Genomic DNA, 13,907 nt, shown 5'->3' on the forward strand with positions numbered 1-13,907 from the left:
TGGGACACGGCCGAACGGATGTCGTACACATGTTCGGGGATGGGGGTATGGTGGTGCTGTTGGGAACTGATGTTCGAGGAGGTGTGTGTGCCGGGCTTTGCGCATCTGCACACCGTCTCCGGGTTCTCCCTGCGGTACGGGGCCTCGCACCCGGAGCGCCTGGCCGAGCGCGCCTCCGAGCGGGGCATGGACGCCCTCGCGCTCACCGACCGCGACACCGTCGCCGGGGCCGTGCGGTTCGCCAAGGCGTGCGCCAAGGCGGGGGTCCGGCCCCTGTTCGGCGTGGATCTCGCCGTACGCCCCCAGGACGGGGGTGCGCGCGGCGGCAGGCGGCGCACTCCGGTGCGGGGCGGGGCGTTCGTGGACGAGTCGGCCCCGCGGGTCACCTTTCTCGCCCGGGACGGGGCCCGGGGCTGGGCCGGCCTGTGTCGCATCGTCACCGCCGCGCACGCCGGGGACGGCCCGGCGCCGCTGCTGGGCTGGGACGACCACCGGGGCGACGACGGGCTCGTGGTCCTGCTCGGCCCCGACTCCGACGTGGGCCGCGCGCTGGCCGCGGGCCGGCCCGACCGGGCCGCCCGGCTGCTGGCGCCGTGGCGGGAGGTCTACGGCGACGCGCTGCGGCTGGAGGCCGTCTGGCACGGGCGCGAGGGCACGGGTCCCGGATCGCTGCGGCTCGCCGCCCGCACCGTCGGCTTCGCCGCGGACCAGGGAGTGCGGCCCGTGCTCAGCAACGCCGTCCGCTACGCCGACCCGGGGATGGGGCCGGTCGCCGACGTGCTGGACGCCGCGCGCCGGCTGGTGCCGATCGCCGGGGACCTGGACTCCGGTGAGGCATGGCTGAAGGGCGCGCAGGACATGCTGCGGGTCGCCGAGCGGGTGGTGGAGGCCGCCGGGTTCCGCCGGGACACCGCGCACCGTCTGCTGGAGCAGACCCTGGCCACCGCCGCCGAGTGCCGGGTCGACCCCGAGGACGACCTGGGCATCGGCACGGTCCGCTTTCCCGAGGCCCACCTGGTGGGCGCGGGGCGGCGCACGGCACAGCGGGCGCTCGCCTCACGGGCCGTGGCGGGCATGCTGCGCCTGGGGTACGCGGGACGGCGTGCCTACTGGGAGCGGATGCACCACGAGCTCGACATCATCGCCCACCACGGTTTCGCCTCCTACTTCCTGACGGTCGCTCAGGTCGTCGACGACGTACGCGGGATGGGCATCCGGGTCGCCGCCCGGGGCTCGGGCGCGGGGTCCCTCGTCAACCATCTGCTGGGGATCGCCCATGCCGACCCGATCGAGCACCGGCTGCTGATGGAACGCTTCCTGTCCAAGGAGCGGGTCGTCCTGCCCGACATCGACATCGACGTGGAATCCGCGCGCCGGCTGGAGGTCTACCGCGCGATCATCGACCGGTTCGGCACCGAGCGGGTCGCCACGGTCGCCATGCCCGAGACCTACCGGGTGCGGCACGCCATCCGCGACGTGGGTGCCGCGCTGTCCATGGACCCCGCCGAGATCGACCGGGTCGCCAAGTCCTTCCCGCACATCCGGGCCCGGGACGCCCGCGCGGCCCTGGACGAGCTGCCGGAGCTGCGCCGGCTCGCGGCGGAGCGGGAGAAGTACGGGAAGCTGTGGGAGCTGGTCGAGGCGCTGGACGCCCTGCCGCGCGGGGTGGCCATGCACCCGTGCGGGGTGCTGCTGTCCGACGCCTCCCTGCTCGCGCGGACGCCGGTGATGCCCACCAGCGGCGAAGGCTTCCCGATGTCGCAGTTCGACAAGGACGACGTGGAGGAGCTCGGGCTGCTCAAGCTGGACGTGCTCGGGGTGCGGATGCAGTCGGCGATGGCACACGCGGTCGCCGAGGTGGCCCGGGCGACGGGGGAGCGGGTCGACCTCGACGCGGTGCCGGAGGGCGACCCGGCCACGTACCAGCTCATCCGGTCCACCGAGACCCTCGGGTGCTTCCAGATCGAGTCGCCGGGGCAGCGCGACCTGGTGGGGCGGCTGCAGCCGGCCACCTTCCAGGACCTGGTCGTCGACATCTCGCTGTTCCGGCCCGGTCCGGTCGCCGCCGACATGGTGCGGCCGTTCATCGAGGCGCGGCACGGGCGGGCGCCGGTGCGCTATCCGCATCCCCATCTGGAAGGGCCGCTGAAGGAGACGTACGGGGTCGTCGTCTTCCACGAGCAGATCATCGACATCGTCGACATCATGACCCGCTGCGGGCGCGGCGAGGCCGACCGGGTGCGGCGCGGGCTGTCCGATCCGGAGTCGCAGGGGCGGATCAAGGTCTGGTTCGCGCAGCGCGCCACGGAGAACGGCTACGACGCGGAGACCGTCCGGCGCACCTGGGAGATCGTCGAGGCCTTCGGGTCGTACGGCTTCTGCAAGGCGCACGCCGTCGCCTTCGCCGTCCCCACCTACCAGTCGGCCTGGCTGAAGGCGCATCACCCGGCCGCCTTCTACGCCGGGCTGCTCACCCACGACCCGGGGATGTACCCCAAGCGGCTGTTGCTGGCGGACGCGCGGCGGCGCGGGGTGCCGATCCTGCCGCTGGACGTGAACGCGTCCGGTGCCGCCCACCGGATCGAACTGGTGTCCGATCAAGGGGTGTGGGGGCTGCGGCTGGCCCTGTCCGACGTGCACGGCATCAGCGAGGCCGAGGCGGCGCGGATCGCCGACGGCCAGCCGTACGCCTCCCTGGTGGACTTCTGGGAGCGGGCCCGGCCCAGCAGGCCGATCGCCCAGCGGCTCGCCCAGGTCGGCGCGCTGGACGCGTTCGGCGCCAACCGGCGCGACCTGCAACTGCACCTGACCGAGCTGCACCGGGCCTCCCGGAGCGGACGGGGAGACCAGCTGCCGCTGGCCGGCGGCCGCAAGACGGCCGCCGCCGGACTGCCCGACCTGTCCGACGCGGAGAAACTCAGCGCCGAACTGGGTGTGCTGTCGATGGACGCCTCGCGCAACCTGATGGACGACCACCGCGCGTTCCTCGAGGAGCTGGGCGTGGTGTCGGCGCGGCGGCTGCGCGAGGCCCGGCACGGCGAGACCGTGCTGGTCGCGGGCGCCAAGGCGGCCACCCAGACCCCGCCGATCCGGTCCGGCAAGCGGGTCATCTTCTCCACGCTGGACGACGGCACGGGCCTGGTCGACCTCGCCTTCTTCGACGACTCGCACGACGCCTGCGCGCACACCGTCTTCCACTCGTGGCTGCTGCTGGTGCGCGGTGTGGTGCAGCGGCGCGGGCCGCGCAGCCTGAGCGTGGTGGGGTCGGCCGCCTGGAACCTCGCCGAGCTGGTCCAGCTGCGCGCCGAGGGCGGGCTCGAGGAGGTCGCGGCCCGGCTGGCCGAGACGCCCGGCCCCGCCGACGGCTCCCCGACCGGGGACGGCGACGGCCCGGCCCGCGCCCGGCTCGCCGGGTCGGAGGGGCGCCCGGCGCCCGCGGGTTCCGCGGCCCGCGACCCGATGGAGGACCGGAAGATCCGCATGTCCACGGGGTACGAGATGCACCCCTGGGCGGATCTGCGCCCCGCGGGCGAAGGGCCCGCGGTGGGACGGAAGTTGTGGCACCAGAGTCCGGGGAGTGCGGGATGACCATCCTCTGCGTCCGTTTCCAGCTGCCGCCGACGGACGAGGCGGCCCTGCCGGAGCTGCTCGGGTTGCTGGAGGAGTTCACCCCGGTCGTCGAGGCGCTGCCCCCGGACGGGGCGCTCGCCGATCTGCGGGGCGCCGAGCGGTACTTCGGGCGCACCGCCGTGGAACTGGCCTCGGTGATCCGGGTGCGCGCCCTCGCCCGGTACGGCGTCGACTGCGTGATCGGCGCCGGGCCGGGACCGATGCTGGCCCGCATGGCCCTGCGCGACGCCCGGCCCGGGGTGACCTGCGCGGTGTCCCCGGACTCGGCGGCGGAGTTCCTCGCCGGCAAGCCCGTCGGGGCACTGCCGGGCGTGGGACCCGCCACCGCCCGCACCCTGTGCGCGTACGGCCTGGACACCCTCGGCCGGGTCGCCGGCACCCCGCCGGCCACGCTCCAGCGGCTGCTCGGCGCCCGCGCCGGGCGCGAGCTGCACGAGAAGGCGAACGGCGTGGACCGCGGCCGGGTGGTGCCCAACGCCGTCTCCCGGTCGCTGGCGACGGAACGCCCCTTCGACCGCGACGAGCTGGACCCCGGCCGGCACCGCCGCGCCCTGCTGTCGGCCGCCGAGGAGATCGGTGCCCGGCTGCGGGCCGTGGACAAGGTGTGCCGGGTCCTGACCCTGACGGTCCGTTACGCGGACCGGTCGGCGACCACCCGCACCCGCACCCTGCCGGAGCCCACCGCGCACACCCCGGCGCTGACCCGGGCGGCGTACGGGATGTACGAGGCGCTGGGTCTGCAGCGCGCCCGGGTGCGCGCGGTGGTGCTGCGCGCCGAAGCGCTCGGGCCCGCCGAAGAGGCCCCCCACCAGCTCACCTTCGACCCGGTGGACGAGCGGGTCCGCCGGATCGAGGAGGTCGCGGACCGCGCGCGAGCCCGGTTCGGACCGCGCGCGGTGATCCCCGGGGCGCTCGCCGCGTAGGGGGCGTCTCTAGCACAGCGTCCCCGGCGAGGGGCGGTTGACGCTGGAAGTTTTTACTGACGCGTAACTTCACACGTGAGCTACTCGTTCGTAACTTGACGAATGAACAGCATCCCGTGATCCGGATCACAGGGCGTCCCGTCGTCGTACTCCCTTGAGCCGCAAGGAGATCACCCGATGCTGCCCTGGAAACGCCTGCTCAGACCCCTGGCCGCGGTGCTGCTGACCGCCGCCGCCGTCACCGCCCCCGCCACCGCCGCGCACGCCGCCGCCCCCAGCACCGGCTGGAACGACTACACCTGCAAGCCGTCCGCCGCCCACCCCCGGCCCGTCGTCCTGGTGCACGGCACCTTCGGCAACTCCGTCGACAACTGGCTCGGTCTCGCGCCCTATCTGGAGCACCGCGGCTACTGCGTCTTCTCCCTCGACTACGGCCAACTGCCCGGCGTCCCCGTCTTCGACGGCCTCGGCCCCATCGACCGCTCCGCCCAGCAGCTCAAGGAGTTCGTGGACGGGGTGCTCGCCGCCACCGGCGCCGCCAAGGCCGACCTCGTCGGCCACTCCCAGGGCGGCATGATGCCCCGCTACTACCTCAAGTTCCTCGGCGGCGCCGACCGGGTGAACGCCCTCGTCGGCATCGCGCCCAGCAACCACGGCACCACGCTGAGCGGGCTGACCAAACTGCTGCCGTTCTTCCCCGGCGCCGAGGACCTGCTGAACGCGGCCACCCCCGCACTCGCCCAGCAGATCATCGGCTCCGACTTCCTGACCAAGCTGAACGCGGGCGGCGACACCGTGCCCGGCGTCCACTACACCGTCCTCGCCACCCAGTACGACGAGGTCGTCACCCCGTACCGCAGCCAGTTCCTCGACGGGCCCGACGTGCGCAACGTACTGCTGCAGGACCTGTGCCCGCTCGACCTGTCCGAGCACGTCTTCGCCGGCCTGACCGACCGGATCGCCTTCCACGAGGTGGCCAACGCCCTCGACCCGGCCCACGCCACCCCGACCACCTGCGCGTCCGTCGTCTCCTGACGCCGCCCCCGCCCAGGGGCCCGACCGGCCTGAGCCGCCGGTCGGGCCCCTCGGCTCACCTGCGGATCCCCGCCCTGCGGCGCACCGACGCGAACAGCGCCGCCGAGCCGAGGGCCAGCGCCGCCGCACCGCCCACCGCGACATACGGCATGCTGCCGTCATCGCCGGTCTCGGCGAGGTGCTCGCCGGCCCCGGCCGCCCTGGGCGCGTTCGCCCCCGGAGCCGTGGGCGCGCCGGCCCCCGGAGCCGTCGACTCCGCGGCCGTGCGCGTGTTCTTCGCAGCGGACGTGGGCCGTGCGGACGTGCGCGCGTCGGCGTCCCCGTGCCCGTGGTGCTCGATCGTCGACCGGCCCTCGCCCGCAGCGATCTGCTCGTCCGACGGCGCGGACGCACTCGGCGCCGGGGCGCCGCCGCCGGAGGACGCCGTACCCCCGGAGGAGGCCCCGCCGAAGGTGACGTCCGAACAGGAGTAGAACGCCTCCGGGCTGTCCGAGCGCTGCCACACCGCGTACAGCAGCTGCCGGCCCGTCCGCTCCGGCAGGGTGCCGCCGAAGGTGTAGAAGCCGCCCGACGCGACCGGGCCGGTGGCCGTCGCCACCGGATGCTCCAGGTCCAGGTCGGACCAGGCCAGTGGGCGGGCGGGGTCGTAGCCGGGCTTGGTGAGGTAGACCGTGAAGGTGCCCCTGTGCGGGGCCGTCACCCGGTACCGGAACGTGTACGCGCCGCTGCGCACGGCGGTCGCGGGCCAGTCGGCGCGGGCCAGGTCCAGTCCCTTGAACTCCGCGTTGTTCGCGCTGCACAGCTTGCCGTCCGGGATCAGCTGCCGGTGACGGCCGGCCGCGTCGCCGATCCGGACGCCGTTCCAGTCGTACAGCGCCTGGGTGCCGCCGGCCGCCACGGCCGCCTTGCACGCGTCCGACGTCGGGCTCTCGGGTCCCTCGGCGTAGCACTGCGCCACCCGGCTGACCGGATCGCCCATCGTGCCGTGCGCGGCGGCCGGCGCGGCCGCGAGAGCGGTCAGGGCGAGCGGGGCGAGCCCCAGGGCGGCGACGGCGGCGGCCGTACGGCGCCGGGACCTCCCCTGCACGGACGGGGACGAGAGCGCGGGGAAGGACATGCGGCGAACTCCTCGGAAACAGGGACGGCTCGGGACCGGAAACCCGTGGGGGGTGATCCGAAGCTAGCCCCGCAGAGGCGCGAAATCGCCTGCGCAGAGCGGCTGGAGGAGATCCTTATGGTGGCGTTAAGGGAGTGCTCAGCCTGCGCTCAGGTAGCTACCGTGCACCCATGATCGAGCACGACATCCGGCCGGCCGTCGCCGCCGACGTCCCCGCGGTGAAAGCCGTCACCGACGCCGCCTACCACCCCTACATCGAGCGCATCGGTGTGGTCCCGCAGCCCATGGAGGCCGACCACGCGGCCGAGGTGGCGGCCGGGAAGGTGTTCGTGACGGGTGATCCGGTCCTCGGCCTGGTGGTGGTCGAGGCGTTCGCCGACCATCTCTTCCTCGACAGCATCGCCGTCCACCCCGACGCGCACGGCACGGGCGTGGGGCGGCTGCTGCTGCACTTCGTCGACGCCCACGCGCGTGCGCTCGGGCTGCCCGAAATCAGGCTCTACACCAACGCGATGATGTGGGAGAACCAGCGGATCTATCCGCGCTACGGCTACGAGGTCGTGGAACGGCGAGTGGACGGGCCCTACGACCGCGTCCACTACCGCAAATCGCTCGGCTGAGGGGGCGCGTGGGGCGCCGGCCCGCTCACCCGTCGGGCCACCAGGTGCGCGCGATGTCCTTTCGCACCTCCGGCCGGCCGGCGGGGCGCTCGTCGCTCTCCTCGCGGATCCGGCGGGATTCCGTCTTCTTCAGGGGCTTCTGCACGGTCATGCGGCGCATGGCGGCCTCCTTCAGCGGTCCACCGGGTTCCGCGTTTTCACGGAGGTAGACCCTTTCGGTGAGAGTTCCTCATCGGCGGCCCCCCTGTCAGTGGCGGCCGTCACGATCCGGGATGTCAGAGGCGGGTGTCATGGTGGGCCTCATGCCAAACACGACCGACGCTCAGATTCCGCGACCCGTCGACTGGAACGCCGGGGCGGCCGCCTTCGACGACGAGCCCGATCACGGGCTGCGCGCCCCCGAGGTGCGCGCGGCCTGGGCGGACCGGCTGCGCGCCTGGCTGCCCGGACCGCCGTCCGACGTGCTGGATCTCGGCTGCGGAACCGGCAGCCTGTCGCTCCTCGCGGCCGAGCAGGGACACCGCGTGACCGGAGTGGACAGCGCGCCCGCCATGCTGGACCTGGCCCGTGCCAAGCTCGCCGGGCGTGACGCCGAGTTCCTGCTCGGTGACGCCGCGGAACCGCCCGTGGGGGAGCGGCGCTACGACGTGGTCCTCGTCCGTCACGTGCTGTGGGCCCTGCCCGAGCCCGCGCGGGTGCTGCGGCACTGGCGGGGCCTGCTGCGGCCGGGAGGACGGCTGGTCCTCGTGGAGGGCGTGTGGGGCACGCGCAGCCCGGTCGGCATTCCGGCGCACCGGCTGACCGGGCTGCTCGCCCCGCTCGCCACGGAGATCCGCCTGGAGCGGCTCTCGGACGACCCGCGCCTGTGGGGGCGGCCGGTGGACGACGAGCGGTACGCGGTGGTGGCGGTGATCTGACGGTCCCGCACCACGGCGCCGAGGCGCGCCCCCTCACGGCGCCGGCGGCGCGCTCCTCCCGGCGCCGAGGGTGGCCCTCCCATTCCCGGCGCCGAAGTGCGGTGACGCCCATCCGGCCCGGCCCCGGGGGTGCGGCCCCGGACGGGCTCAGGCCAGCAGCTCCGTGAAGCGGTCGCCGCGGGCCAGGGCCTCCAGGGTGTCGAGGGCGGCCACCGCGGCGGCCGCCGCCCGAGGGTCCCTCTCGCTCAGCCCGCTCGCCTCGAACTCGTCCTCGTCCAGCCGGCGGACGTCACGGCCGTCGGCGGACCGCCACAGGTCCAGGTCGAGGTCCTCCACGACGAGTTCCGTGCCGGTCAGCGTGGCCGGGCGGGTGATGTCGCAGTACCAGCCCTTCAGCCCGCCCGCCGCGTCACGGACTTCCTTCACCGAGTACCACCGGTCCCGCCAGTAGTACTCGGTGAACACGTCCCCCGCCTCGAACCGCACGAAGCCGAAGTCGCGGACCGTGTCGCCCGCCCACGGCGCGCGCACCGCGATCCGGGTGCCGTCGTCGGCGAGCAGGCCGGCCGGGTAACGGATCTTCGTGCGGCCCGCCTTGACCAGGACGACGTCCACCGAGCGGGCCGGCTCAGCCGAGTTCCCGGACATACCTGACCTCCGTGCCGCAGATCTCGTACCCGAACCACTTGTTGACCGCGAGCATGGGGCCGTTGCCCGTGTCGTTGCCGGTGAACGCGTGGCGGTAGCCGGCCGCGCGGGCGCGGTGCAGTGAGTCGTTCTTGGCGAGCTTGGCCAGCCCCCGGCCGCGGTGGGAGCGCGCGGTGCCCGTCATGCCGGTGGCGTAGCGGGTGCCGCCGTCGGTGCGGGCCGCCGTGAACGCGACGGGACGGCCGTCGGCCACCGCGACCGTGGTCAGCTCGGCGTCGAACAGCGGATGCCGCCACGTCTCCTCGACCCAGGTGTCGAAGTCGGTGAACTCGAAGTCGATGTCGCTGGGTTCGTCGGCCGTGGTCTCCGCGTCGAGCGCGAACAGCGGGCGCAGGTCGTCGGCGAAGTCGGAGCCCTTGCGCAGTTCCACGCCGGGCGGCGGGTCCTGCAGGGGCGGCAGCGTGCCGTCGGCCAGGTCCAGGCGCAGGAAGTGCGCGGACCGGCTCGCGCGGTAGCCGTGCCGCTCGGCGAAGGCGCGGTTGCGGGGCTCGTCCAGCACCCAGGACAGCAGCTTCCTCGCCCCGTGGGCGGTCAGGTGCTCCTCGGCGGCCCGCAGCAGCAGCGTGCCGACGCCGTGCCCGGTGTGCTCCGGGTGCACGTAGATGTTGACGTTGCCCTGGCCGGGCTCGGTGCTGTCGTGCGCGAGGAACACCTGCGCCGTGCCGATCACCTCGCCGTCCCGTACGGCGACCAGCGGCCGGTAGTGGGCGTCGGGGTGCATGCGGGTCAGGTCGTGGGTGAGCGACTGGGGGGTGATCAGGATGAACGGCAGCGCCAGGTGCCGTACGAGGGCGAAGCCCTCCAGGTCACCGGCGGCGCCGGGGCGCAGTTCGCGGACGGTCACTGTCATGGGGGCGCACGCTACGGGGCGGGGCGGGGCGGATGCCTCTCATTTTCCGCCGGGTACGGGACAATCGGCCCGTGAGCCTGAAGATCCGCATCGATGACAGCGCGCCGCCGTACGAGCAGGTGCGGGCCCAGATCTCCGAACAGGCCCGGTCGGGCGTGCTGCCGGTGGGCTACCGGCTGCCGACCGTGCGCGGTCTGGCCGAGTCGCTGGGACTGGCCGTGAACACCGTGGCCAAGGCGTACCGGGCGCTGGAGGCCGACGGCGTGATCGAGACCCGCGGCCGCCACGGCACGTATGTGGCCGCCGCCGGTTCGGCCGCCGAGCGGGAGCTGGCCACCGCCGCGCAGACCTACGTGGAGCGGGCACGCCGCCTGGGCCTGCCCGAGGAGGCGGCCCTGGCCGCGGTGCGGGACGCCCTGCGGGCGGCGTACGGCGAGCAGGGCAGCTGACCGCGGGCACCCTGCCTCACGAGGTCACCGGCGTGCGGGGACCGCGCCCTTGACCCACGGGTGTCCGCGGGCCGGTCGCGACGAGGTCACCGGCGTGCAGGGGCCGCGGTCTTGACCCACCAGGTCTCAGCGGGCCGGCAGCGTCGAGGACACCGGCGTGCAGGTACCGCGCCCTTGACCCACCGGTGTCCGAGGGCCGGCCGCGTCGAGGTCACCGGCGGTGCGCGAGCCCCGGAGTCCGGGTCACCGTCAGGCCCGCCTTCCGGGCCGCGCGGGCGAACGTCTCGGCGTCCCCCACGGCCGCCGCGTTCGGGTCGTTGTTGAAGTAGGCGTACACGTCGTGGTCGTCCGCCCAGGTCGTCGCGATGCGGTCCACCCAGGTCTCCAGCGAGCGGCGGCCGTAGTGCGGCCAGGCCGCCGCACGGCCCTGGTGGAAGCGGACGTAGCCCCAGCCGGTGGTCCGCCACAGCGGTGTCACCGGGCGGGCCAGCACGTCGGCCCAGCACAGGGCCGCGCCCCGCGACTCCAGCACCGCGCGCACCTCGGGGATCCACCACGAGTCGTGCCGCGGCTCCACCGCCACCCGGGTGCCCGGCGGGAAGCAGGCCAGGCAGGCGTCCAGCAGCGCCGGGTCGCAGCGCAGCGTCGGCGGGAGCTGGAGCAGCACCGGACCCAGCCGGTCGCCGAGGCCCGCCGCACGGCTCATCAGCCTCTCGACCGGCTCCTCCGGCTCCTTCAGCCGCTTGATGTGGGTCAGGTAGCGGCTCGCCTTCACCGCGACCACGAAGTCCTCCGGGACCCGCGCGGCCCACGCCTCGAACGTCTCCCGGGCCGGCAGCCGGTAGAAGGCGTTGTTCACCTCGACCGTGGCGAAGGCGGCCGTGTACTCCTCCAGCCACAGCCGCTGCGGCAGCCCGGACGGGTACAGCACGCCCCGCCAGTCCCGGTACTGCCAGCCCGACGTACCGACGAAGAGGGTCATACCCCCATCAAAGCATCACAGGTACAGCCCCGCGTCCGTCCCGCCCCGCGGCTCCGGCACCGCTGTCGGCGAGGAGCCGCGCCGCAGCGCGTACAGCTCCGCCAGCGTCGCCCCGTCCCGGCCGACGCCCTCCTCGGTGCCCAGCCACGCCACCGACTCCGCCCGGGTGAGCCTGCCCACCTCGATCCGGGCCAGGCAGCGGCCCGGCCGGACCACCGCCGGGTGCAGCCGCTCCAGGTCCTCGTTGGTGGTCACCCCGACCAGGACGTTGCGGCCCTGGCCGAGCAGCCCGTCGGTCAGGTTCAGCAGCCGGGACAGCGCCTGGCCCGCCGTGTGCTTGGCCTCGCCCCGGATCAGTTCGTCGCAGTCCTCCAGGAGCAGCAGCCGCCAGCGGCCCTTGCCCGTCGCGTCCTCCTCGCCGATCGCGATGTCCATCAGATAGCCGACGTCGGAGAACAGCCGCTCCGGGTCCAGCACGCAATCCACCTGGCACCAGTCCCGCCACGAGCGGGCCAGCGTGCGCAGCGCGGACGTCTTGCCGGTGCCGGGCGGACCGTGCAGCAACAGCAGCCGGCCCGCGATGTCCTCGGGGGTCGTCTTCATCAGGCGGTCCATGGCCTCGGCGACCGGCGCGGTGTAGTTCGCCCGCACCTCCTCCCAGGTCCCGGCGGAGATCTGCCGGGTGGTGCGGTACGGGCCGCGGCGCGGCGAGACGTACCAGAAGCCCATCGTGACGTTCTCCGGCTGCGGCTCGGGCTCGTCCGCCGCGCCGTCCGTGGCCTGGTCGAGGACCTGCTGCGCCAGGTCGGCGCTGGTCGCGGTCACCGTCACGTCGGCGCCCCGGTTCCAGCGGGAGACCAGCAGCGTCCAGCCGTCGCCCTCGGCGAGCGTGGCGCTGCGGTCGTCGTCGCGGGCCACGCGCAGAACCCGCGCGCCCGGCGGCAGCAGCGTCGCGCCCGAGCGCACCCGGTCGATGTTCGCGGCGTGCGCGTACGGCTGCTCGCCCGTCGCGAAGCGGCCGAGGAACAGCGCGTCGACGACGTCGGAGGGGGAGTCGGAGTCGTCGACGGTGAGCCGGATCGGCAGGGCGTCGTGCGGGTGTGCAGGCATGGCGCCCATGATCCGCCACCGGGACCCGGCGTGCACCCGGTTTCCTCCCCAATTCTCCGCAGGAGACCGGCTGCGCGTGGTTTCCCCCCGGTGCGGCCGCCGTTACTGTTGCCCCCGTGGGGGGACGTCATGGGTGGAATTCGGGGGAACTGCGGTGGAAGGTCACCGCGCTGCTCGGCGTGGGCGCGGCCGCCCTCGCCCTGATCCTGACGCTGATCACCACCCTCCCCGGCGGGGGCGGCACGGCCGGCACCACACCCGACGGCGCGAAGGTGCACGGCACGCCGGCGCGCCCCACCGGGCGCCCGGTCCCGGACGTCGGCTGGGGCTTCACGCACACCCAGTTCAGCGCCGACCAGGGCAGCCCGAGCGCCGTCTCCCGGGTCGAGGACCGGCTGAAGGAGAGCCGGCTGCCGCAGAACCAGGCCCTGATGGGCTGGGGCGCCGACAACCCCGAACCGGTCGAGGGCCGTTACGACTTCGGCGCCCTCGACCGCCGCGTCGACTTCATGCGCGCCTCCGGCGCGACCCCCGTCATCACCCTCTGCTGCGCCCCGGACTGGATGAAGGGCGGCACGCCCGGCGCGGACAGGACCGACTGGAGCCGGACGGCGCTGGAGACCGCGCCCCGCCCGGAGCACTACGCCGACTTCGCCGCCCTCGCCGCGACCGTCGCCCGGCGTTACCCGGACGTGCGGCACTTCCTCGTCTGGAACGAGTTCAAGGGCTTCTGGAACGACCGCCGCGCCCGCTGGGACTACGAGGGCTACACCCGCCTGTACAACCTTGTGTACACGGCGCTGAAGAAGGTCGACCCGAACATCATGGTCGGCGGCCCCTACCTGGTGATGGACAGTCTGGATCCGCGCGCGGCGGAGGCCTCCGCGACCTTCCGGGGGCCGTGGGGCGCCATGGACCAGCGGGTGCTGGACGCCTTCACGTACTGGAACCGGCACAAGGCGGGCGCCGACTTCGTCGTCGTGGACGGCTCCAGCTACACCAACGACGACGAGCTGCTGCCCGACGCGTTCGCCGCCACCGACAAGTTCACCGCGGTGAGCCGCTGGGTGCGGCAGCAGACCGGCGGCCTGCCGCTGTGGTGGGCCGAGTACTACGTCGAACCCGCCGACGGCAACGACGAGCGCAAGGCGTGGCCCGAGCAGCGCCGGGTCGCCGTGCAGGCCGCCGGGATGATCGCGCTCGCCAGGGGCGGTGCGTCCTCCGCCTTCTACTGGAACCCGGAGAAGGAGCAGGGCACCGCCTGCCCCGGCTGCCTGTGGACGCCCACCGGCACGGAGTCCGGCGGCGCCGCGCTCCCCCTGTACGACCTGCTCGCCCGCTTCTCCCGCGCCTTCCCGCCGGGCACCCGCTACGCCACCGTGCCGGTCGCCCCGGACGACGTGCCCCACGTCCGGGTCCTGGCGAGCGACCGGACGGTCCTGGTCGTCAACACCCTGGACCGGCCGATCAGCGCGCAGGTCGACGGCCGGCGGTTCGACCTGCCGGCGTACGGACTGAAGTGGCTCACCCGCTGAACCGGCCCGCGGCACCCCGCGCGCTGAACCG

General features: G+C 74.1%; 13 protein-coding genes. 7 read left to right on the forward strand and 6 right to left on the reverse strand.

The window, feature by feature from the left end; all coding sequences use genetic code 11:
• Nucleotides 1-87 precede the first annotated feature (87 nt).
• The 3 genes from ACF1AL_RS12645 (at nt 88) to ACF1AL_RS12655 (ending at nt 5,588) form a co-directional block, all read left to right on the forward strand.
• Nucleotides 88-3,588, forward strand: a complete 3,501-nt coding sequence (locus ACF1AL_RS12645; protein ID WP_386418806.1) for a DNA polymerase III subunit alpha — start codon at nt 88-90, stop codon at nt 3,586-3,588.
• Entirely contained in the window at nt 3,585-4,553 is a 969-nt protein-coding gene (locus ACF1AL_RS12650; RefSeq protein WP_391825912.1) for a hypothetical protein, read from the forward strand. Before ACF1AL_RS12645 ends, ACF1AL_RS12650 begins: the two co-directional genes overlap by 4 nt.
• A gap of 177 nt (nt 4,554-4,730) precedes the next feature.
• Nucleotides 4,731-5,588 (forward strand): esterase/lipase family protein, encoded by an 858-nt coding sequence (locus tag ACF1AL_RS12655; protein ID WP_384207656.1) that lies wholly within the window; start codon nt 4,731-4,733, stop codon nt 5,586-5,588.
• A gap of 55 nt (nt 5,589-5,643) precedes the next feature.
• On the opposite strand, the gene ACF1AL_RS12660 is transcribed toward ACF1AL_RS12655, so the two are convergent.
• The gene (locus tag ACF1AL_RS12660; RefSeq protein ID WP_391825913.1) at nt 5,644-6,705 is read right to left on the reverse strand and encodes a lytic polysaccharide monooxygenase; all 1,062 of its coding nucleotides are present in this window, start codon (nt 6,703-6,705) and stop codon (nt 5,644-5,646) included.
• 170 nt (nt 6,706-6,875) lie between these two features.
• On the opposite strand from ACF1AL_RS12660, the gene ACF1AL_RS12665 reads away from it, so the two are divergent.
• Nucleotides 6,876-7,325 carry a GNAT family N-acetyltransferase gene (locus ACF1AL_RS12665; RefSeq protein ID WP_391825914.1) on the forward strand — a complete coding sequence of 150 codons (450 nt, stop codon included), beginning with the start codon at nt 6,876-6,878 and terminating at the stop codon, nt 7,323-7,325.
• A gap of 25 nt (nt 7,326-7,350) precedes the next feature.
• Here ACF1AL_RS12665 and ACF1AL_RS12670 read toward each other — a convergent pair whose 3' ends face one another.
• Nucleotides 7,351-7,485 carry a hypothetical protein gene (locus tag ACF1AL_RS12670; RefSeq protein ID WP_391660660.1) on the reverse strand — a complete coding sequence of 45 codons (135 nt, stop codon included), beginning with the start codon at nt 7,483-7,485 and terminating at the stop codon, nt 7,351-7,353.
• A gap of 142 nt (nt 7,486-7,627) precedes the next feature.
• Between ACF1AL_RS12670 and ACF1AL_RS12675 the strand changes: the two genes are divergently transcribed.
• A complete protein-coding gene (locus ACF1AL_RS12675) occupies nt 7,628-8,242 on the forward strand; it encodes a class I SAM-dependent methyltransferase (protein WP_391825915.1) in 615 nt (204 codons plus the stop codon).
• 147 nt (nt 8,243-8,389) lie between these two features.
• Here ACF1AL_RS12675 and ACF1AL_RS12680 read toward each other — a convergent pair whose 3' ends face one another.
• Together ACF1AL_RS12680 and ACF1AL_RS12685 are read right to left on the reverse strand one after the other, a co-directional pair.
• Nucleotides 8,390-8,890, reverse strand: coding sequence for a DUF402 domain-containing protein (locus tag ACF1AL_RS12680; protein WP_391821296.1), 501 nt, complete (start codon nt 8,888-8,890; stop codon nt 8,390-8,392).
• Nucleotides 8,871-9,800 carry a GNAT family N-acetyltransferase gene (locus ACF1AL_RS12685; protein WP_391703012.1) on the reverse strand — a complete coding sequence of 310 codons (930 nt, stop codon included), beginning with the start codon at nt 9,798-9,800 and terminating at the stop codon, nt 8,871-8,873. The genes ACF1AL_RS12680 and ACF1AL_RS12685 overlap by 20 nt, the downstream gene beginning before the upstream one ends.
• A 71-nt stretch (nt 9,801-9,871) precedes the next feature.
• Between ACF1AL_RS12685 and ACF1AL_RS12690 the strand changes: the two genes are divergently transcribed.
• On the forward strand, nt 9,872-10,249 hold the full coding sequence (locus ACF1AL_RS12690) for a GntR family transcriptional regulator (RefSeq protein ID WP_384207667.1): 378 nt from the start codon (nt 9,872-9,874) through the stop codon (nt 10,247-10,249).
• A 211-nt stretch (nt 10,250-10,460) separates the two neighbouring features.
• On the opposite strand, the gene ACF1AL_RS12695 is transcribed toward ACF1AL_RS12690, so the two are convergent.
• Nucleotides 10,461-11,231 carry a DUF72 domain-containing protein gene (locus ACF1AL_RS12695; protein ID WP_366836252.1) on the reverse strand — a complete coding sequence of 257 codons (771 nt, stop codon included), beginning with the start codon at nt 11,229-11,231 and terminating at the stop codon, nt 10,461-10,463.
• 15 nt (nt 11,232-11,246) lie between these two features.
• Nucleotides 11,247-12,341, reverse strand: coding sequence for a DUF5925 domain-containing protein (locus ACF1AL_RS12700; protein WP_391703018.1), 1,095 nt, complete (start codon nt 12,339-12,341; stop codon nt 11,247-11,249).
• A 116-nt stretch (nt 12,342-12,457) separates the two neighbouring features.
• On the opposite strand from ACF1AL_RS12700, the gene ACF1AL_RS12705 reads away from it, so the two are divergent.
• Nucleotides 12,458-13,876 carry a xylan 1,4-beta-xylosidase gene (locus ACF1AL_RS12705; protein WP_391821297.1) on the forward strand — a complete coding sequence of 473 codons (1,419 nt, stop codon included), beginning with the start codon at nt 12,458-12,460 and terminating at the stop codon, nt 13,874-13,876.
• The last annotated feature ends 31 nt before the right edge of the window (nt 13,877-13,907 follow it).

The organism is Streptomyces sp. NPDC014801, from assembly GCF_043082085.1.
Taxonomy (GTDB): Bacteria; Actinomycetota; Actinomycetes; order Streptomycetales; family Streptomycetaceae; genus Streptomyces.

Coding starts and splice junctions, on each gene's coding strand:
- ACF1AL_RS12650 (WP_391825912.1), top strand. CDS start 3,585: ATGACCATCCTCTGCGTCCGTTTCCAGCTGCCGCCGACGGACGAGGCG.
- ACF1AL_RS12685 (WP_391703012.1), bottom strand. CDS start 9,800: ATGACAGTGACCGTCCGCGAACTGCGCCCCGGCGCCGCCGGTGACCTG.
- ACF1AL_RS12670 (WP_391660660.1), bottom strand. CDS start 7,485: ATGCGCCGCATGACCGTGCAGAAGCCCCTGAAGAAGACGGAATCCCGC.
- ACF1AL_RS12675 (WP_391825915.1), top strand. CDS start 7,628: ATGCCAAACACGACCGACGCTCAGATTCCGCGACCCGTCGACTGGAAC.
- ACF1AL_RS12680 (WP_391821296.1), bottom strand. CDS start 8,890: ATGTCCGGGAACTCGGCTGAGCCGGCCCGCTCGGTGGACGTCGTCCTG.
- ACF1AL_RS12660 (WP_391825913.1), bottom strand. CDS start 6,705: ATGTCCTTCCCCGCGCTCTCGTCCCCGTCCGTGCAGGGGAGGTCCCGG.
- ACF1AL_RS12665 (WP_391825914.1), top strand. CDS start 6,876: ATGATCGAGCACGACATCCGGCCGGCCGTCGCCGCCGACGTCCCCGCG.
- ACF1AL_RS12695 (WP_366836252.1), bottom strand. CDS start 11,231: ATGACCCTCTTCGTCGGTACGTCGGGCTGGCAGTACCGGGACTGGCGG.
- ACF1AL_RS12700 (WP_391703018.1), bottom strand. CDS start 12,341: ATGCCTGCACACCCGCACGACGCCCTGCCGATCCGGCTCACCGTCGAC.
- ACF1AL_RS12655 (WP_384207656.1), top strand. CDS start 4,731: ATGCTGCCCTGGAAACGCCTGCTCAGACCCCTGGCCGCGGTGCTGCTG.